The sequence below is a fragment of the Stenotrophomonas bentonitica genome (genome assembly GCF_013185915.1).
In the GTDB taxonomy this organism is placed as follows: Bacteria; Pseudomonadota; Gammaproteobacteria; order Xanthomonadales; family Xanthomonadaceae; genus Stenotrophomonas; species Stenotrophomonas bentonitica.
Window position 1 is genome coordinate 59,496 of sequence record NZ_JAAZUH010000001.1, and the last position, 18,021, is coordinate 77,516.

Genomic DNA, 18,021 nt, shown 5'->3' on the forward strand with positions numbered 1-18,021 from the left:
CGCGTCATGACCAAGATTGTTTGTTTCGGCGAAATTTTGATCGATCTACTTGCACAGCCGCCGGCCACCCCGGACACCCCGCGCGCGTTCCTGCAGTACGCCGGCGGTGCGCCGGCCAACGTTGCCGTCGCCGCAGCGCGACTGGGTGCGGACACCCATTTCGCCGGCATGCTCGGCCAGGACATGTTCGGCGACTTCCTCGCCGACAGCCTGGCCAGCGCCGGGGTCGCCACCGATTGCATCGTGCGTACAAACGCGGCCAAGACCGCGCTGGCGTTCGTGGCACTGGACGCGCACGGCGAGCGCAGTTTCAGCTTCTACCGGCCGCCGGCGGCGGACCTGCTGTTCCGCGCCGAACATTTCAGCCCGGCCTGCTTCGAGGGCACCCGCAGCTTCCACGTGTGCTCCAACAGCCTGACCGAGGGCGCCATCGCCCAGGCCATGCTGGACGGCATGCAGCGTGCGCGTGCCGCCGGTGCGATGGTCAGCATCGACCTCAACCTGCGCCCCGCGTTGTGGCCGGCCGAGGTCGACCCGACCGACACCCTGTGGCAGGCGCTGGTGCTGGCCGACCTGGTCAAGCTCTCGCGCGAGGAACTGGACTTCCTGGCCGCACCGCTGGGCGCAGACGGCGGCAGCGTGGTCATCCAGCGCCTGCTGGCGGCCAACGCGCACGCCGTGGTGGTCACCGACGGTGCCGCACCGATGCGCTGGCACACCCGGCACGGTCAGGGCGTGGTCACCGGCTTCCAGGTGCCCACCGTGGACACCACCGCAGCCGGTGATGCATTCGTCGGCGGGCTGCTGTTCGCCCTCGGCGAGCGCCGCGCCGACGGTGCGGCCTTCGCAGGTTTCTGCGCCGATCCGGCCGCCCTGAAGGATGCCATTCGTTTCGGTGCCGCGGTCGGCGCGCTGGCGGTGACCCGCAAGGGCGCGTTCGCCGCGATGCCGAGCCTGGCCGATGTCCAGCAACTGCTGCAGCAACAACAGGAACTTCCCGCATGACCACCGCCGTTCCCGCCCAGCCCGATTTCCGTTCGCCTGCGTTCCTGCGCGCGCATATCGCGCACACCATGGCGTTCTACCATCCGCACGAGCTCGACCCGAACGGTGGCTTTTTCCACTACTACCGTGACGATGGCAGTGTCTACGACACCCACCATCGCCACCTGGTGAGCAGCACCCGTTTCGTGTTCAACCATGCAATGGCTTACCGCGAGTTCGGCAATCCCGACGACCTCAAGGCCACCGAGCACGGCGTGCGCTACCTGCGCGAGGTGCACCGTAATCCGGCCACCGGCGGCTATGCGTGGACGCTGCGCGACGGCGTGGTCGAAGATGCCACCAACCACTGCTACGGCGTGGCCTTCGTGCTGCTGGCCTACAGCTGTGCGTTGAAGGCGGGCATCGAAGCGGCGCGCGGCTGGATGGACGAGACCTGGAACCTGCTGGAAAGCCGGTTCTGGGAACCGGAATTCGGCCTGTACAAGGACGAAGCCGACGCCGACTGGAACTTCAGCGACTATCGTGGCCAGAACGCCAACATGCACATGTGCGAGGCGATGCTGGCTGCGTTCGAGGCCAGCGGCGAAGCGCGCTACCGTGACCGGGCCCTGCTGCTCGCCGACCACATGACCCGTCGCCAGGCGGCGCAGGGCGAGGGGCTGGTCTGGGAACACTACGACCGCAACTGGCAGATCGACTGGAACTACAACCTCGACAATCCGAAGCACCTGTTCCGTCCGTGGGGCTTCCAGCCCGGCCACCAGACCGAATGGGCCAAGCTGCTGCTGATCCTGGACCGCCACGTGCAGGCCGACTGGCTCGTGCCCACCGCGCGTTCGCTGTTCGACACGGCCGTGGCACACAGTTGGGATGACGTCAACGGTGGGCTGGTCTATGGATTCGCCCCGGACGGCACCGTGTGCGACAACGACAAGTACTTCTGGGTGCAGGCCGAGTCGCTGGCTACGGCCGCACTGCTGGCCGCGCGTACCGGCGAGGCCATGTACTGGGAGTGGTACGACCGCCTGTGGGCGTATTCCTGGGCGCACATGATCGACCACCAGTACGGCGCCTGGTACCGCATCCTGGACGTGCAGAACCGCAAGTACAGCGACGAGAAGAGCCCGGCGGGCAAGACCGATTACCACACCATGGGCGCGTGTTACGAAGTGCTCAACGTGGTGCGCTGAGTTCGATTCGAGCGGCAACAAAAGGGTGAGTGCATGAAGCAGTGGGCGTGGGTGACGGGTCTTGTTCTGCTGCTTGCGCTTCATGCGCTCCCTACCGCCGCCGCGCCGTTGCAGGCGCAGTGGTCGTTCCGGTTGCTGCCCGGCAATGCGCAGGTGAAGGCGCACCCGGAAGCGGCCGACTGGCGAGCCGCCTCCGTGCCCGGCGCGGTGCATACCGACCTGCTGGCCGCGAAGCGCATTCCTGATCCGTACGCCGGTGCGCCTGAAGCGGCCCTGCAGTGGATCGGGCTCGCAGACTGGGAGTACCAGGCCCGGTTCGATGTGGATGCCGCCACCCTGGCGCGTGCGCATGCCGAACTGGTGTTTGAAGGGTTGGACACGTTCGCCGAGGTCAGCCTCAACGGTCGACCGCTATTGCGCGCCGACAACAGCCACCGTACCTGGCGGGCGCCTGTTACGGGCCAGCTGCGTCCCCGCGGCAACGAACTGCGCGTGGTTTTCCGCTCGCCGATCACCACGCTGCTGCCGGGCGTGCAGGCGATGCCGCACAAGATCGCAGGCAACTACCCCTCGCCGTACGGCGATGAACCGCGCGATGCGATGGTCGGCAATTTCGTGCGCAAACCCGGTTACCACTTCGGCTGGGACTGGGGCCCGCGCTATGTCACCGCCGGCATCTGGCGGCCGGTGCGGCTTGAGAGCTGGAACGTGCAGCGGATCACCGATGTGGCGGTGCAGACCACCGCACTGGACGCACAGCGCGCTGCGCTGCAGGTCCAGGTGGAGGTGGAGGCTGCTGCGGCGCGGCGGGCGACGGTGCAGGTGGAGATGCTGGATCCGGAAGGCCGCGTCGCGGCTACGGTGACGCAGCCGGCGGCGCTGCGTGCCGGCGTACAGGTGGTGTCGGTACCGGTCGCGCTGGCCAAACCCCGCCGCTGGTGGCCGGTCGGGCAGGGCGAGCAGGCGCGTTACACCGTTCGCGCCCGCGTGGATGGTGGTACGCCCGATGCGGTGGAGCGCAGCATCCGCACCGGCCTGCGCACGGTCGAACTGCGCCGCGAGGATGACGCCAAGGGCGGCCAGGGCTTCACCTTCGTCATCAACGGCGTGCCGATCTTCGCCAAGGGCGCCAACGTGATTCCGTTCGACATGTTCCCGGCCCGGGTCGATCCGGCACGGGTCCGGCGCGAGCTGACCGCCGCACGCGACGCCAACATGAACATGCTGCGCAACTGGGGCGGCGGCTACTACGAAGACGATGCGTTCTTCGACATCGCCGACGAACTGGGGCTGCTGGTCTGGCAGGACTTCATGTTCGGCGGCGGCATGCAGCCGGGCTACGATCCGGCGTTCCGTGCCAATGTGGTGGCCGAGGCGCGCGACAACGTGCGCCGCCTGCGTCGCCATCCGAGCGTGGTGCTGTGGTGTGGCAACAATGAAGAAGAAACCGCGTGGAAGGACTGGGGCCACGGCAAGGACCTGAAGGCGGCCGACCCGGTGTTCGCAGCAAAGGTGTGGCAGGGCTACGTGGACCTGTTCGGCCACGATCTGCGCCAGGTGGTGGGCGAGGAAGGGCTGGGCGTGCCGTACTGGTCGAGCTCGCCGAGCAACGACCTGGATGCCGTGGCCAACGATTCGACCCGGGGCGACAAGCACTACTGGCAGGTGTGGGGCAATCCGGCGCTGCCGGTGCAGGCCTACCTGCGCGAGACCCCGCGTTTCATGTCCGAGTACGGACTGCAGGCGTGGCCGGTGCTGCGGACGCTGGACGGCATCATTCCGGAAAGCGAACGACAGGTAGACAGCACCGCCGTGCGTGCGCACCAGAAGTTCATGGCAGGCGAGGGCAACCAGCGCCTGCTGCAGTACATCGAACGCGAGTTCGGCACGCCGCGCGACTTCGCCGACTTCGTCTACCTGAGCCAGGTGATGCAGGCCGAGGGCATCGAACTGGCGGCGCTGCATCACCGTGCCTCGCGTCCGTACACGATGGGCTCGCTGTACTGGCAGCTCAACGATGTGTGGCCGGGCGCGTCCTGGTCGAGCATCGACCATGCGGGGCGCTGGAAGGCGCTGCATTTCCATGCGAAGCGGTTCTTTGCCGACCATGCCGTTGCGGCGCTGCGCGACGAAGGCGTGACCCGTGTAAGCCTGCTCAACGACCTGCAGCAGCCGTTGCAGGCGCAGTGGCGGCTGCGGGTAATGGATGTGGAGGGGCGGCAGATTTCGAAACAGCAGCACGCGGTGGTGGTACCGGCGCTGTCGGCGTTGGAAGTAGGCCGTTTTGCCGATGCGCAGTTGCTGGGCGACGCCGATCCGGCGCGGACGGTGGCGGTGGTGGAGCTGCTGCAGGGTGCGCAGGTGCTGTCGCGGCAGGTAGTCTATTTCGCGGCGGCGAAAGACATGCAGTTGCCCAAGGCCAAGATCGAGACGCGGTGGCTGCAGGACGGTGATGACACCGTGCTGGAGCTGCGCTCGGCGCAGTTGGCTCGCGGCGTGTGGGTGGCGTTGGAGGGGTTCGACGCGACCCTCGACGACAATGCGTTCGACCTGGTGCCGGGTGAGGCGGTACGCGTGCGGGTCAGCGCAGGTGTAGATATGCAGGCGTTGAAGGACGCGTTGCGGGTTCGATCCGTGGTGGACGCGGTCGGACGGTAATCGCCTGCGCCGGGTACTGCGAGGACACGCATGGCGTGTCTCTACGCGGTCTTACATCGAGCGTTGATGCGTAGCGACACGCCATGCGTGTCCTCGCGGTGTCAGGTCACACCGTGATCTGCTGGAAATTCTCGACCCGGTCATGCCCATGGGTCGCGTCCCCGGTGCGCGGCATCGGGTAATCGTCCAGGCGGTCCAGCAGACGCGTCTGCAAGCCGGCTTCGCGCGCGGCGTCCAGCTCTTCGACCACGTCGGAGAGGAACACGATCTGGGCGGCGGGCACGCCAATCGCCTTGACGATGTTGCGGTAGCTCTCTGCGTCGCGCTTGCCGCCGATCTCGGTGTCGAACCAGCCGGACACCAGGTGGGTCAGGTCGCCGGCTTCGCTGAAGCCGAAGAACTGCTTCTGGGCGGGCACGGAGCCAGAGGAGTACACGTACAGCGGCTTGCCTTCGGCGTGCCAGCCTTCGAGCACGGCGGCGACCTCGGGGTAGAAATGAGCCTTGTAGTCGCCGTTGCGGTAGCCGGCTTCCCAGATCATGCCCTGCAGCGCCTTCAGCGCGGTGTGCTTGCGGTCCTGGTCGATCCAGCCCTGCAGGGTTTCCACGATCAGGGCGTCCTGGCAGGCTCCGCCGATCTCCACGGCCACCGCATCCAGCCAGCGACGCACCTCCGGCTCCTGGCCGTGTGCGGCGACGTAGGCCGGCAGGGCCTTGCGCGCATACGGGAACAGCACGTTCTTGACGAACGAAATGCTGCTGGTGGTGCCTTCGATGTCGGTGAGGATGACGGTGGGGTGGGACATGGATCAGGACGCCTTGGTCGGAACGTAACGGGGGAACTTCTGTGCGATGTCGGTGCCGGTGAAGTGGCCGACCCAGCCGTCCGGTTCGGTGAAGAAGCGGATCGCGACGAAGCTGGGTTCGTCGCCCATGTCGAACCAGTGGGTGGTGCCATCGGGCACGGCGATCAGGTCGTCCTTCACGCACTCGATTTCGTAGACCTTGTCGTCGACGTGCAGGGTGAACAGGCCGGAGCCGGCGACGAAGAAGCGGACTTCGTCTTCCTTGTGGAAGTGTTCGTCGAGGAACTTCTTGCGGAGTTCGGCGCGATTGGGGTTGTCGGGGGCGATCGAGGCGACGTCGACGCTCTTGAAGCCGTGTTCGGCGACGAGGCGGTCGATGTCGCTGCGGTAGGCGGCGAACACGTCGTCCTGGCTGGCGCCGGGGGCGACTTCATGGGCGGCCTGCCAGCGCTCGAAGGTGACGCCGATCTTCTTCAGTTCGGCAGCGATGAGCGCGCCGTCCTGGGTGTCCAGCAGCGGGGCGTCTGGGGCGTGGTCGTCGTAAATGCGCAGTCGGCTCATGGCGGCAGCTTGAACTGGAGGGGGAAACAGAGTGTGTAGTGCCGGGCTCTGCCCGGCAACCGCATGGCTGGAACGCTCAGGGCCCGCGCAGCTTGCGCAGCTCGAGCTCGCAGTGCAGGAGGAACTCGAAGGCTTCCAGGTGGCGACGGGCTTCGGCCATGTCGCGGCCCCAGGCGTACAGGCCATGGCCGTCGATCAGGTAGCCCCACATGCAGCCTTCGTCGAGCCTGGCTTCGACCTTGGCGGCCAGCTCGTCCATGTCCTGGGTGTTGGGGAACACCGGGATGTCGACGGCGGTTTCATGGGTGGTGTTGCCGTGGAAGGCCTTGAGCAGTTCGTAGCCTTCGATCCGGATGTGGCCGTTGGCGGCGTACAGGCGGGAGGCGACGGTCTGGACCGGGGAGTGGGTGTGCAGGACGCAGCCGATTTCGGGGAAGCGGCGGTACAGCTGGGTGTGCAGCAGGGTTTCGGCGGAGGGACGCAGCGGGCGGCCGACGGCCTTGCCGTCGAAGTCGACGACCATGATGTCGTCTTCGATCAGGCGGCCCTTGTCCTTGCCGGACACGGTGATGGCGGCGTGCTGGTCGTCCAGCCGCTGCGAGAAGTTGCTGCTGGTCGCGGGGGTCCACCCGGCCTGGGCCAGTTCGCGGATGTTGTCGATCAGCACCTGGGCCAGTTCGCTCAGCCGGGTCGTGTCGTAGGGGGTGTTGTTCATGCTGGCATTTTAACTGCGAAAGCAGGTAAGAGCAGGTAAAGGCAGGTAAAAGCGGACTCTGCGGGCTGGGCCGGGCGGGGCACGGGTTGTGGGGGACGCCGTAAACCCATCCATGGGGGCTAAGTCGCGGCATCCATGCCGCTCATTCCCCCACAACCCGTACCCCGCCCGTCCCTCGACAGAGTTGGGCGAGTGCCAGCATTTTTGGGTGGCAGGGGGGTAGAGCCGGCCTCTGGCCGGCTCCAGGGCGGTTGCCCCTCAACGGTTGCGCAGGCGGCTGTGGCGGTAGCTGTAGCCGAAGTAGATGGCGAAGCCTACGACGGTCCAGACGCCCATCAGCATCCAGTTGTGCATGGTCATGGCCGAGAGCAGGGCCAGGCAGCTGAGGACGCCCAGGCTGCAGACCAGCCAGGCGGCCGGGATGCGGAAGGGGCGGGGCAGGTCCGGCTGGGTGCGGCGCAGGACCAGGACGCCGGCGCAGACGGCGGCGAAGGCGATCAGGGTGCCCATCGAGGTCAGTTCGCCGAGGATGTCCAGCGGGAACAGGGCCGCAAGCAGGGCGATGCCGATGCCGGTGATGACGGTGTTGATGTGCGGGGTACGGTACTTCGGGTGGATCTTGGTAAACACGGGCGGCAGCAGGCCGTCGCGGCCCATGATCATGAAGATGCGCGGCTGGCCGATGATCATCACCAGCACCACCGAGCTCAGGCCGATCAGCGCGCCGATCTCGACCACCACCCGCAACCAGCCCAGCTGGGGATGCGCGGCCACGGCGGTGACCACCGGTTCGTCGGTGCCCAGCATCGTGTAGGGCACCAGGCCGGTCATGACAGCGGCCATGGCGATGTAGAGCACGGTGCAGATCACCAGCGACAGCAGCATGCCGATCGGCATGTCGCGCTGCGGGCGGTGCGACTCCTGTGCGGCGACCGAAACCGCCTCGAAGCCGATGTAGGCGAAGAACACCATGGCTGCGCCGCGCAGCACGCCTTCCATGCCGTACTTGCCCGGGCCCTGGTTTTCCGGAATGAACGGGCTCCAGTTGGCCGGGTCGACGTACTTCCAGCCGACCACGATGACCAGCACGATCAGGCCGGTCTTCAGGATGACCATGGCCATGTTCATCGCCGAGGACTTGCTGATGCCGACGTAGCACAGCCAGGTCAGCAGCAGGACCAGGATGGCGGCCGGAATGTTGGCGATCGCGCCGGTCGGGCGCAGCTGGGCGTCCAGCGGGGCACTGACCAGCGCGGTTGGCAGATGGATGTCGAAATGACTGAGCAGGCTGAGGAAGTAGCCGGTCCAGCTGACCGCCACCGCCGAGGCCGAGACGCCATATTCCAGCACCAGCATCCAGCCGATGAACCAGGCGGCCAGTTCGCCGAAGGTGGCGTAGGTGTAGGTGTAGGCGCTGCCGGAGACCGGCACCATCGAGGCGAACTCGGCGTAGGCCATGGCGCAGAACGCGCAGCAGATCGCGGCCAGCACGAACGACAGCATGATCGCCGGGCCGGCGTGGTTGGCGGCGGCCTGGCCGGTGATGACGAAGATGCCGCCGCCGATCACCGCGCCGATGCCCAGCGCGGTCAGGCCCCACGGACCCAGATGGCGCTTCAGGCTCAGGCCGTTGGCGTCTTCATGCGCCGCATGCGGGTGCTTGGTCGCCCACAGTTGTTTGAACATCGATCAATTTCCGTCAAAGAACAGGGCCGGCGATGCGCCGGCCCGGGAATGGAATCAGGAAGCCTTGTTGAGCTTGCTGTGGCGGATGCCGTAGCCGAAGTAGATCAGCAGGCCCAGTACGGTCCAGCCCACGAACAGGTGCCAATGCACCACGAACGCCTGCCAGAACAGGAACAGGCAGGACAGGGCGCCCAGTGGGCAGATCAGCCACACCGCCGGCACGCGGAACGGGCGGGTCAGTTCCGGGCGGGTATAACGCAGCACCAGGACGCCGACGCAGACGGTGGCGAAGGCCAGCAGGGTGCCCATCGAGACCAGCTCGCCCAGCACGTTCAGCGGCATCAGGCCGGCCAGTGCTGCGGCCAGCACGCCTACGACAATCGTGGCCCAGTACGGGGTGCGGAAACGGGCGTGGACCTTGCCGAAGATCTTCGGGATCAGGCCGTCGCGCGAGATCGTGTAGGCGATGCGGGTCTGGCCCATCATCATCACCAGCACCACCGATGACAGGCCGGCGATCGCACCGATTTCCACTGCGGTCTTCAGCCAGGACAGGCTGGCGTACGGCTCCAGGGCGGTCGCCACCGGCTTGTCGGTGCCCAGCAGGTTGTACGGCATCATGCCGGTCAGCACCGCACACACGATGATGTAGACGATGGTGCACACCGCCAGCGAGCCGAGCAGGCCGATCGGCATGTTGCGCTGCGGATCTTTGGTTTCACCGGCGGCAGTGGAGACCGCGTCGAAGCCGATGTAGGCGAAGAACACGATGGTGGCCGCACGGAACACGCCGCTCCAGCCGAACTCGCCGGACACGCCGGTGTTCTCCGGAATGAAAGGGGTCCAGTTGGCTACGTCGATATGCTGGGCGCCAAAGCCGATGAACAGGCAGATCACGGTGACCTTGATCGCCACGATGATCGCGTTGACGAAGGCCGACTGGGTCACGCCCACGTACAGCAGGCCCGACACCGCCGCCACGATCAGCACCGCCGGCAGGTTGAACAGCTTGCCCGAGGAGATGAACTCGTGGCCGGTCCAGGCGATCGGCGCCGCGCTCAGCGCGTCCGGGAACGGCATGTGCAGGGTGGTGGTGATGAAGCTGATCAGGTACGCCGACCAGCCCACCGCGACCGAGGCCGAGGCGAACAGGTACTCCAGCACCAGGCACCAGCCGATGAACCAGGCCATGCCTTCGCCGAGGGTGGCGTAGGAATAGGAGTAGGCGCTGCCGGAGACCGGCATCATCGCCGCGAACTCGGCATAGCACAGGCCGGCCAGTGCGCAGGCGAAGCCGGCGATCACGAACGACAGCATCACCGCCGGGCCGGCATGGTTGGCCGCGGCCTGGCCGGTCAGCACGAAGATACCCGCGCCGATCACCGCGCCGATGCCCAGCATGATGAGGTGTTTCGCCGTGAGGGTCCTTTTCAGTGAGGCTTCGCCATCCAGGCTGCCTTCGATCGGCTCGCCGGCATCGACGTGCCCGGCCGGTTCGACCGGTTTGACCCTCAACAGAGACTTCAGCATGCAGTGCTTCCCAAAATTGGTGGTTACAACGGGGAGGTGCGATACATGGCCGCACGCCCTTGCGTTTGTTCTCGGCCGCCCCAAAGAGTCGGCCCGCTGTACCTTAGCCAAAGCTGAAGGCTGCTTACAAGCGCAAATGCAGCATGCCGGGCGATAATCTGCCAAATCCGTCTCCCAGCGCCGCTGCCATGTCCCAAATCCCCGAATCCGTTGTAGGGCTTGACCCCGCGCTGCGCGCGCAATTGGCTGATTACGCCCGCCGCCATCCCGAACACGCCGGCCTGGCTGACGAATTCAGCACATTGCTCGATGACCCGGAGAACCCGTTCCTGCGCAGCCGCCTGGCCGGCCATTTCACCGGCAGCGCATGGCTGGTCAGCGCCGATGGCGACAGGGTGCTGCTCACCCATCACCGCAAGCTGGACCGCTGGCTGCAGCTGGGCGGGCACGCCGACGGCGAGCGCGACCTGGCGAAGGTGGCGCTGACCGAAGCAGTGGAGGAATCCGGGCTCACCGGGCTGGTGCTGGAGGATGGCGAGCTGTTCGACATCGACAAGCACTGGATCCCGGAACGGAAGGACGTGCCGGGGCACTGGCATTACGACGCCCGCTACGTGGTGCGGGCGCTGGGCAGCGAAGCGTTCGTGGTCAGCGAGGAATCGCTGGCACTGGCGTGGCGGGACGTGGCCGATGTGGCCAACGCGGCAATTGAAACCCCGGACGGGGACGATTCGTTGCCGCGAATGGCCAAGCGGTGGTTGGCGCGCTGATCAATACAAAACGCGGGTGCGCAACGTGCCCGGAATCGCCGCCAGCTCGTCGCGCACCGCCGCGGCCTGTTCCTCGCTGGCGGTGATGTCGATCACCACGTAACCGACCTTCGGATCGGTACGCAGGAACTGGCCGTCGATGTTGACGTTGTGGCGCGAGAAGATCTCGTTGACCTTGGACAGCACGCCCGGCACGTTCTGGTGGATGTGCAGCAGGCGCAGGCTGTCGGCATGCTCGGGCAGGGTCACTTCCGGGAAGTTGACCGCCGACAGGGTGCTGCCGTTGTCGCTGTAGCGCACCAGCTTGGCCGCCACTTCCACGCCGATGTTGTCCTGCGCTTCCAGCGTGCTGCCGCCCACGTGCGGGGTCAGGATGACGTTGTCATGCGCGGTCAGCGGCGACACGAACGCATCGCCATTGCCCTTGGGCTCGACCGGGAACACGTCCAGCGCCGCGCCGCCGATGTGGCCCGAATGCAGCGCCGCGTCCAGCGCGTCGATGTCCACCACGGTGCCGCGCGCGGCGTTGATCAGGTGCGCGCCGGGGCGCATCTTCGCCAGCTGCGCCGCGCCGATCATCCATTGCGTGGCCGCCGTTTCCGGCACGTGCACGGTGACGATGTCGGCGCGGGCCAGCAGGTCGTCCAGGTCGATCGCGGCACGTGCATTGCCCAGCGACAGCTTGGTTTCGATGTCGTGGAAGATCACCTGCATGCCCATCGCTTCGGCCATCACGCCGACCTGGGTGCCGATATGGCCGTAGCCGATGATGCCCAGGGTCTTGCCGCGCACCTCATGGCTGCCGGCCGCCGACTTGGACCAGCCGCCGCGGTGGCACTCGGCGTTCTTCTGCGGAATGCCGCGGGTCAGCATGATCGCTTCGGCGATGACCAGCTCGGCCACGCTGCGGGTGTTGGAGTAGGGCGCGTTGAACACCGGAATGCCGGCCAGCTCGGCCGCTTCCAGGTCGACCTGGTTGGTGCCGATGCAGAAGCAGCCCACCGCCATCAGTCGTTTGGCGTGGGCCAGCACCTCGGCGCTGAGCTGGGTGCGCGAGCGGATGCCGACGATGTGCGCTTCGGCGATGCGCGCCTTCAGCTCGTCTTCGGGCAGCGCCTTGTTGTGCAGCTCGATCTGCGAATAGCCGGCGGCGCTGAACACGTCGATCGCGGTCTGGCTGACCCCCTCCAGCAACAGCACGCGGATATCCTGCTTGGGGAACGAGGTCTTCTTCGGCGACATGGGCGAGCGGCAGCATGTTGGACGGGAGCTTCCCACTATGCCAGATCGGGAAGGGCATGGTGCGGTGCGCCAAATACGGCCCGGGACGGTTTCAATTGCGACCAATCCACATCGCATGACCGACGGACGTGCGCTACCCTTTGCGGTTCCTCGTGCCGCCTTCGTTGCCATGACCGACCCGCGCCTTGATTCGCTGTTGCAGGACTGCCCCGGGCTGCGGCTCAAGACCGATCCGGCCGATCTCGAACACTACGGGCGCGACTGGACCCGTCGCTGGACGCCGGCGCCGCTGGCGATCGCGTTGCCGGGCAGTGTCGAGGAGGTCCAAGCCATCCTGCGCTGGGCCAGCGCCCAGCGCGTGGCGGTGGTGCCCTCGGGCGGGCGCACCGGCCTGAGTGGCGGTGCGGTGGCGGCCCAGGGCGAGCTGGTGCTCAGCCTGGAGCGCATGAACAAGCCGCTGGCCTTCAATGCGGTCGACCGCACCCTGACCGTGCAGGCCGGCATGGCGCTGGAAGCGGTGCACAACGCCGCGCGCGAGCACGGCCTGATCTATCCGGTGGACTTCGCCGCGCGCGGCTCCTGCTCGATTGGCGGCAACATCGCCACCAATGCCGGCGGCATCCGGGTGATCCGTTACGGCAATACGCGCGAGTGGATCGCCGGGCTCAAGGTAGTGACCGCCAGCGGCGAGCTGCTCGAGCTGAACAAGGGGCTGATCAAGAACTCCAGCGGCTACGACTTCCGCCAGCTGCTGATCGCCTCGGAAGGCACGCTCGGGGTGATCGTCGAGGCCACCCTGAAGCTCACCGACCCGCCGCCGGCCAGCAACGTGATGCTGCTGGCGCTGCCGTCGTTCGAGGTGCTGATGCAGGTGTTTGCCGCGTTCCGTGAGCGCATGCAGCTGCAGGCCTTCGAATTCTTCACCGACCGTGCGTTGGAACACGTGCTGGCGCATGGCGCGCAGGCGCCGTTCGAAGAGGTACATCCGTTCTACGTGGTCACCGAGTTCGCCGCCGGCGACGAGGCTCAGGAAGCGGCCGCGATGGCGGCGTTCGAAGCCTGCCTGGAGCAGGGCTGGGTCAGCGACGGCGTGGTCAGCCAGAGCGATGCGCAGGCTGCGCAGCTGTGGCGCCTGCGCGAGGGCATCACCGAAGCGGTCGCGCGCTACAAGCCGTACAAGAACGACGTGTCGGTGCGGATCTCGGCAATGCCGGCGTTCATGGCGCAGACCCAGGCCTTGATCGGCGAGGCCTACCCGCACTTCGACGTGGTCTGGTTCGGGCATATCGGCGATGGCAACCTGCACATCAACGTGCTCAAGCCCGACGGCACCGATGACACTGAATTCCTGCAGCAGTGCGAGCACGTGACCAAGCTGCTGGCCAAGGTGCTGAAGGACTTCGATGGCAGCATTTCCGCCGAACATGGCATCGGGCTGGTCAAGAAGGGCTACCTGGACAGCACCCGTGGGCCCGCTGAAATCGCGCTGATGAAGGCGGTCAAACATGCGTTTGATCCCCAAGGGCTGCTGAATCCCGGCAAGGTGTTCGACCTGTAACAGGCGACAGGCTTTCACATAGCCGATACGCTTTGCCTATTCCTGTCCTGAACGAATCCAAGATGACGCGATCGATCCTGCTGTTTGCCGTGCTCGCCCTGCCGCTTTCGGCCTTCGCTTCCAGCTTCGCCGGCTCGTCGGCCGGTTCGGCCTCGGGTGCTTCTTCGGCCGGCTCGTCCAGCTCGGACGATGACAAGGTGGTGGTGGACGCGCGCGAAGACGCAGCGGCCTTCGTCGCCAGCGACGGCGCGATCCGTGGCGCCCGCCTGGAAGCGGCACTGGTGCACCTGCGCGAAACCGGCGCCGCCGCGCGCGATGCCAGCGACCTGCAGCTGGCGCGGACCCTGCTGGCCCGCTGATGCCACTGCGCCGCCGGGCCCTGCGCCGATGCGCGGCGGTCCTGGCGGCGCTGTTGTCCGCCCCGACCGCCCACGCCGCACTGCTGCTGCAGCTGCAGGCTGACGGTCTCACCGCCGTGCAGGCGGACAGCGCCGCACAGGTGCTGCGCGACGCGCCGGCCCTCCTGCCGCCGTCGTGGCAGGCACGTTTCGTGGCGCCGGTCACCGTGGCCTGGTCGGATCGCCTGCCCGACAACGTGCACGGCCGCACCCGCCAGGGCGCGATCACCCTGCGTCGTGACCTGCTGGATGCGGTGCGCCCGGGCGAACCGCTGCCCCGCGCGGTGCAGGCCGCACTGATCCACGAACTGACCCACGTGCTGGATCGCGCTGACGGCGGCGGCTGGTCGTCCAGCGCCCGCTGGCGCGACCTGGCCGGCTGGCAGCAGCGCCCGTGGCGGCTGGGCCGCGGTGCCAACGCCTTCACCGAACGCAGCCCCGATCCCTACGAACGCCACAGCCCGGCCGAGTACCTGGCGGTGAATGCCGAGCACTATCTGCTCGACCCCGATTTCGCCTGCCGTCGCCCGGCCCTGGCTGCATGGTATGCCGCCGAGATCGGCACCGGCCCACAGACCGGATGCGCGGGCACGGTGCCGCTGGTACAGGCAGGCGATACCACCGGCGAGGCCTCGCTGCTGGAGCTGGATCCGCAGCGCGTGTACGCGGTGGACTACCTGCTGGCCGAAGGCAACGACCAGCTGATGAGCCGTTGGGGCCACAGCATGCTGCGCCTGGTGATCTGTGCGCCGGGGCGCCCGCGTGGCCCGGCCTGCCGGCTGGACCTGGCCGAGCACCGTGTGCTGTCGTTCCGCGCCTTTGTCGGCGACGTGCAGATCTCCAGCTGGAGCGGCCTGACCGGGGCCTACCCGTCGCGCCTGTTCGTACTGCCGCTCAACCAGGTCATCAACGAATACACCCAGCTGGAGCTGCGCGGACTGCAGTCGGTACCGCTGGCGCTGGCGCAGGACGACATCGCCAGCCTGCTCGAACGCGTGGGACAGGTGCACTGGAGCTACGACGGGCGGTACCGCTTCATCAGCAACAACTGCGCGGTGGAAACCGGCAAGCTGCTGCAGGAAGGCGTGCCGCGCTGGGCCGATCCTGGCCTGAACCGGCTCAGCCCGGCCGGCCTGCTGCGCCGACTGACGCGCGAAGGGCGCGCCGATGCCACGGTGCTGGATGATCGCCGCGAGGCGATGCGCCGGGGCTATTACTTCCCCTCGGCGCAGGTGCACTACCAGCAGCTGTTCGACGTGGCGCGTGCGGAACTGGAGCTGCCCACCCGCAACGTCAGCCGCTGGTTGCAGCTGCCGGCCGCGCAGCGCGCAGCATGGGCCGAGCGTGGCGGACTGCGCGCGACGTCAGCGTTGCTGCTGCTGGAGCAGGCCGCGCGCTACCGCGAAGAGCTGCGCGCGCGCGACGGGCTCAAGCGCGCGCTGGGCGCGACGGGCGAGGGCGGCGACAGCGCGCTCGCCGCGCTGCTGGCACTGCTGGACGATGCCGGGCAGCTGGTCAATCCAGCGGGGTTGGTGGGCGGCGAAGGGTATGGCCTGCCCATTGGTGAGGAACGTGCAGCAGCGGCCGTCGCGACCCAACAGATCAGCGCGCGTGGCGTGCCCGCCTGGGCGCAGCTGCAGGAACAGATGCGGGCGAGGTTGCCGGCGGCGCAACAGCGCGAACTGCTGACGATTGACGACACGCTGGCAACGCTGGGCGTCCGGATGCGCCGATTGGCGCGCGAGGGCTGACGCCCACCACTGAAACCAACCCCGGTAGAGCCAGGCCCTGCCTGGCTGAATGTCGGAACGAGGCGTTGTTCGTGCCCTTCAGGCGATACAGCCAGGCAGGGCCTGGCTCTACCATCCGTCGCGTCCCGTTCCGTCAGGTTCACGATGGTTGCGTTACGGTTCCCTGCTGATCCAGAACATCGGCAAAGGAGTCGAACATGCGCATTTCTCCCCTTATCTTGAGCGCGGCCGTGGCCCTCGGGGCGGCGGCCTGCCAGCCTGCGCAGCAGGCGGATCCAGCAGCGGCGGACCCGGCGGTCGGGACGCCTGCGCCGGTGGAGGCCCCTGCGGCGGATGCGGGTGGGTCGTTGGCGCCTGCGCCGCCCGCTGCCAGCACCGAAGCGCCGCCGGCCTTCCGTGCTACCGGCAACGAGCCTGGCTGGCTGGCGCAGGTCAGCGACGGGCCCAATCCGGTGCTGCGCGTGGAAACCGGCTACGGTGAGCAGAAGTACGAGATCGCCTCGCCCACGCAGGGCAAGGACGGCTGGTCGGGCAAGGCCGCCGACGGTACCGAGATCAAGCTGAGTTACCAGCGCACGGTGTGCCAGGACAACATGAGCGGGCAGGAATTCGGCGCCACGGTGATGCTCACCGTGGGCGCCCGCCAGTACCATGGGTGTGGCGATTTCGCCGGTGCGCCGGCGCAGGCCACGCGTCCCTGAGCGTAGCGACACGCCATGCGTGTCCCACGCAATGCCGAACGAAAAAAAAGCCGGGCAGGGCCCGGCTCTACCTCGGTCAGTCCGCGCGACCTGCGAACTCGCCCGTTGCGGTATTCACCAGCACGCGCTCACCGTTGGTGATGTACTCAGGCACCATGATTTCGATGCCGGTGCTCAGCTTGGCCGGCTTCGGACGCTTGGTCGCGGTGCCGCCCTTCATTTCCGGCGGGGTCTCGACCACTTCCAGCACCACGCTGGCCGGCAGCTGCACGGCCACCGGCTGTTCGTCGATGACCTGCACGTAGATGCCGGTCAGGCCCTCGGTGATGTAGCCGGCGTCGTCGCCGATCACGTCCGCATCCAGGGTGTACGGGGTGTAGTCCTCATCGTCCAGGAACACGAAGGCATCGCCGTCCATGTACGAGTAGGAGGACTGGCGGCGCAGCAGTTCGACTTCCGGCAGGTTGTCGTCGGCGTCGAAGCTGGCGTCCAGCTTGTTGCCACCCGGCACGCTGTACATGATGAAACGGAAGCGCACGTTGCCGCCGCGACCCTGCGGCGAGCTGCGCTCGATGTCGCGGATCTGGTAGACGCCGTTGTTGTACTCGACGACGTTGCCTTTCTTGATGTCGTTGGCTTTCATTGGATGAAGATCAGTAGGTGGAAGTAGGGGTGTTACTTGGGAGCCAACCGCACCGCGCCATCAAGGCGGATGGTTTCGCCGTTGAGGTAGGTGTTGGTGAGGATGTGCCCGACCAGGCCGGCGAAGTCTTCCGGCTTGCCCAGGCGCGGCGGGAACGGGATCGAGGCGGCCAGCGACTCCTGCACGGCCGGCGGCATGCCGTCGACCATCGGGGTCCAGAAGATGCCCGGCGCGATGGTCATCACGCGGATGCCGAAGCGCGACAGTTCGCGCGCCATCGGCAGGGTCATGCCGACCACGCCGCCCTTGGACGCGGCATACGCGGCCTGGCCGATCTGGCCTTCATACGCGGCCACGCTTGCGGTGTTGATGATGACCCCGCGCTCGCCGTCGTCGCCGGCGGCGTTGTGCTGCATGCGGTTGGCAGCAGCCTTGGCGACGTTGAAGCTGCCGACCAGGTTGACCATCACCGTGTTCTGGAAGGTGGCCAGCGGCATCGGCGCCTCCTTGCCCAGCACGCGGCCGGCGCCGAGGATGCCGGCGCAGCTCACCACCGCGTTCAGGCCGCCGAGGAAGTCATGCGCGGCGTCGATCTGCGCGGCCACGGCGGCCTCGTCGCTGACGTTGGTGCTGAAATAGCGGGCATGCTCGGCGCCGAGCTCGGCGACCGCGGCCGCGCCTTTTTCATCGTTGAGGTCGAACAGGGCCACGCGGGCGCCCTGGGACACCAGGTGCCGGGCCACCGACAGGCCCAGGCCGGAAACACCGCCGGTGACGACGGCGCGGACGGAAGACAGCTGCATTGCAC

The 18,021-nt window shown here is 67.2% G+C and carries 16 protein-coding genes; 8 read left to right on the plus strand and 8 right to left on the minus strand.

Going from position 1 to position 18,021, the window contains the following annotated elements; all coding sequences use genetic code 11:
• The first annotated feature begins 6 nt into the window (after positions 1-6).
• The 3 genes from HGB51_RS00260 to HGB51_RS00270 are packed head-to-tail and all read left to right on the plus strand — an operon-like array spanning position 7 to position 4,853.
• Positions 7-1,005, plus strand: coding sequence for a carbohydrate kinase family protein (locus HGB51_RS00260; RefSeq protein WP_070208615.1), 999 nt, complete (start codon positions 7-9; stop codon positions 1,003-1,005).
• Complete coding sequence (locus HGB51_RS00265) at positions 1,002-2,195, plus strand: AGE family epimerase/isomerase (RefSeq protein ID WP_070208616.1); 1,194 nt, start codon at positions 1,002-1,004, stop codon at positions 2,193-2,195. The genes HGB51_RS00260 and HGB51_RS00265 overlap by 4 nt, the downstream gene beginning before the upstream one ends.
• A gap of 51 nt (positions 2,196-2,246) precedes the next feature.
• Positions 2,247-4,853, plus strand: a complete 2,607-nt coding sequence (locus tag HGB51_RS00270) for a beta-mannosidase (RefSeq protein WP_256123616.1) — start codon at positions 2,247-2,249, stop codon at positions 4,851-4,853.
• A 106-nt stretch (positions 4,854-4,959) separates the two neighbouring features.
• On the opposite strand, the gene mtnC is transcribed toward HGB51_RS00270, so the two are convergent.
• The 5 genes from mtnC to HGB51_RS00295 all read right to left on the minus strand — a co-directional run bounded on the left by mtnC (position 4,960) and on the right by HGB51_RS00295 (position 10,150).
• Positions 4,960-5,658, minus strand: a complete 699-nt coding sequence (gene mtnC, locus HGB51_RS00275) for an acireductone synthase (protein ID WP_070206756.1) — start codon at positions 5,656-5,658, stop codon at positions 4,960-4,962.
• A gap of 3 nt (positions 5,659-5,661) precedes the next feature.
• On the minus strand, positions 5,662-6,219 hold the full coding sequence (locus HGB51_RS00280) for a 1,2-dihydroxy-3-keto-5-methylthiopentene dioxygenase (RefSeq protein WP_070206757.1): 558 nt from the start codon (positions 6,217-6,219) through the stop codon (positions 5,662-5,664).
• Between the two features lie 76 nt (positions 6,220-6,295).
• On the minus strand, positions 6,296-6,934 hold the full coding sequence (locus HGB51_RS00285) for a methylthioribulose 1-phosphate dehydratase (protein ID WP_070206758.1): 639 nt from the start codon (positions 6,932-6,934) through the stop codon (positions 6,296-6,298).
• A 258-nt stretch (positions 6,935-7,192) separates the two neighbouring features.
• The gene (locus HGB51_RS00290) at positions 7,193-8,620 is read right to left on the minus strand and encodes an amino acid permease (RefSeq protein ID WP_070206759.1); all 1,428 of its coding nucleotides are present in this window, start codon (positions 8,618-8,620) and stop codon (positions 7,193-7,195) included.
• 54 nt (positions 8,621-8,674) lie between these two features.
• A complete protein-coding gene (locus HGB51_RS00295) occupies positions 8,675-10,150 on the minus strand; it encodes an amino acid permease (RefSeq protein WP_070206760.1) in 1,476 nt (491 codons plus the stop codon).
• Positions 10,151-10,338: 188 nt separating this feature from the next.
• On the opposite strand from HGB51_RS00295, the gene HGB51_RS00300 reads away from it, so the two are divergent.
• Positions 10,339-10,920 carry an NUDIX hydrolase gene (locus HGB51_RS00300; RefSeq protein WP_070206761.1) on the plus strand — a complete coding sequence of 194 codons (582 nt, stop codon included), beginning with the start codon at positions 10,339-10,341 and terminating at the stop codon, positions 10,918-10,920.
• Here the strand turns inward: HGB51_RS00300 and serA are convergent, their stop codons facing one another.
• Positions 10,921-12,162: a phosphoglycerate dehydrogenase gene (serA, locus tag HGB51_RS00305; RefSeq protein ID WP_070206762.1), complete on the minus strand. Its 1,242-nt coding sequence runs from the start codon at positions 12,160-12,162 to the stop codon at positions 10,921-10,923.
• A 169-nt stretch (positions 12,163-12,331) separates the two neighbouring features.
• On the opposite strand from serA, the gene HGB51_RS00310 reads away from it, so the two are divergent.
• From HGB51_RS00310 to HGB51_RS20475, 4 genes are all read left to right on the plus strand, one after another.
• Positions 12,332-13,720: an FAD-binding oxidoreductase gene (locus HGB51_RS00310; RefSeq protein WP_070206763.1), complete on the plus strand. Its 1,389-nt coding sequence runs from the start codon at positions 12,332-12,334 to the stop codon at positions 13,718-13,720.
• Between the two features lie 62 nt (positions 13,721-13,782).
• A complete protein-coding gene (locus tag HGB51_RS00315; RefSeq protein WP_070206764.1) occupies positions 13,783-14,079 on the plus strand; it encodes a DUF2388 domain-containing protein in 297 nt (98 codons plus the stop codon).
• On the plus strand, positions 14,079-15,869 hold the full coding sequence (locus HGB51_RS00320; RefSeq protein ID WP_070206765.1) for a DUF7844 domain-containing protein: 1,791 nt from the start codon (positions 14,079-14,081) through the stop codon (positions 15,867-15,869). Before HGB51_RS00315 ends, HGB51_RS00320 begins: the two co-directional genes overlap by 1 nt.
• Before the next feature lie 197 nt (positions 15,870-16,066).
• On the plus strand, positions 16,067-16,570 hold the full coding sequence (locus tag HGB51_RS20475) for a hypothetical protein (RefSeq protein ID WP_070206766.1): 504 nt from the start codon (positions 16,067-16,069) through the stop codon (positions 16,568-16,570).
• A 76-nt stretch (positions 16,571-16,646) separates the two neighbouring features.
• Here HGB51_RS20475 and yeiP read toward each other — a convergent pair whose 3' ends face one another.
• The gene (gene yeiP, locus HGB51_RS00330) at positions 16,647-17,213 is read right to left on the minus strand and encodes an elongation factor P-like protein YeiP (RefSeq protein ID WP_070206767.1); all 567 of its coding nucleotides are present in this window, start codon (positions 17,211-17,213) and stop codon (positions 16,647-16,649) included.
• 32 nt (positions 17,214-17,245) lie between these two features.
• The gene (locus HGB51_RS00335; protein WP_070206768.1) at positions 17,246-18,016 is read right to left on the minus strand and encodes an SDR family NAD(P)-dependent oxidoreductase; all 771 of its coding nucleotides are present in this window, start codon (positions 18,014-18,016) and stop codon (positions 17,246-17,248) included.
• Between the last annotated feature and the right edge of the window lie 5 nt (positions 18,017-18,021).

Bases quoted from the DNA above. Each gene is read 5' to 3' on its own strand.
- HGB51_RS00260 (WP_070208615.1), top strand. From the start codon at position 7: ATGACCAAGATTGTTTGTTTCGGCGAAATTTTGATCGATCTACTTGCA.
- HGB51_RS00265 (WP_070208616.1), top strand. From the start codon at position 1,002: ATGACCACCGCCGTTCCCGCCCAGCCCGATTTCCGTTCGCCTGCGTTC.
- mtnC (WP_070206756.1), bottom strand. From the start codon at position 5,658: ATGTCCCACCCCACCGTCATCCTCACCGACATCGAAGGCACCACCAGC.
- HGB51_RS00280 (WP_070206757.1), bottom strand. From the start codon at position 6,219: ATGAGCCGACTGCGCATTTACGACGACCACGCCCCAGACGCCCCGCTG.
- HGB51_RS00285 (WP_070206758.1), bottom strand. From the start codon at position 6,934: ATGAACAACACCCCCTACGACACGACCCGGCTGAGCGAACTGGCCCAG.
- HGB51_RS00290 (WP_070206759.1), bottom strand. From the start codon at position 8,620: ATGTTCAAACAACTGTGGGCGACCAAGCACCCGCATGCGGCGCATGAA.
- HGB51_RS00295 (WP_070206760.1), bottom strand. From the start codon at position 10,150: ATGCTGAAGTCTCTGTTGAGGGTCAAACCGGTCGAACCGGCCGGGCAC.
- HGB51_RS00300 (WP_070206761.1), top strand. From the start codon at position 10,339: ATGTCCCAAATCCCCGAATCCGTTGTAGGGCTTGACCCCGCGCTGCGC.
- serA (WP_070206762.1), bottom strand. From the start codon at position 12,162: ATGTCGCCGAAGAAGACCTCGTTCCCCAAGCAGGATATCCGCGTGCTG.
- HGB51_RS00310 (WP_070206763.1), top strand. From the start codon at position 12,332: ATGACCGACCCGCGCCTTGATTCGCTGTTGCAGGACTGCCCCGGGCTG.
- HGB51_RS00315 (WP_070206764.1), top strand. From the start codon at position 13,783: ATGACGCGATCGATCCTGCTGTTTGCCGTGCTCGCCCTGCCGCTTTCG.
- HGB51_RS00320 (WP_070206765.1), top strand. From the start codon at position 14,079: ATGCCACTGCGCCGCCGGGCCCTGCGCCGATGCGCGGCGGTCCTGGCG.
- HGB51_RS20475 (WP_070206766.1), top strand. From the start codon at position 16,067: ATGCGCATTTCTCCCCTTATCTTGAGCGCGGCCGTGGCCCTCGGGGCG.
- yeiP (WP_070206767.1), bottom strand. From the start codon at position 17,213: ATGAAAGCCAACGACATCAAGAAAGGCAACGTCGTCGAGTACAACAAC.
- HGB51_RS00335 (WP_070206768.1), bottom strand. From the start codon at position 18,016: ATGCAGCTGTCTTCCGTCCGCGCCGTCGTCACCGGCGGTGTTTCCGGC.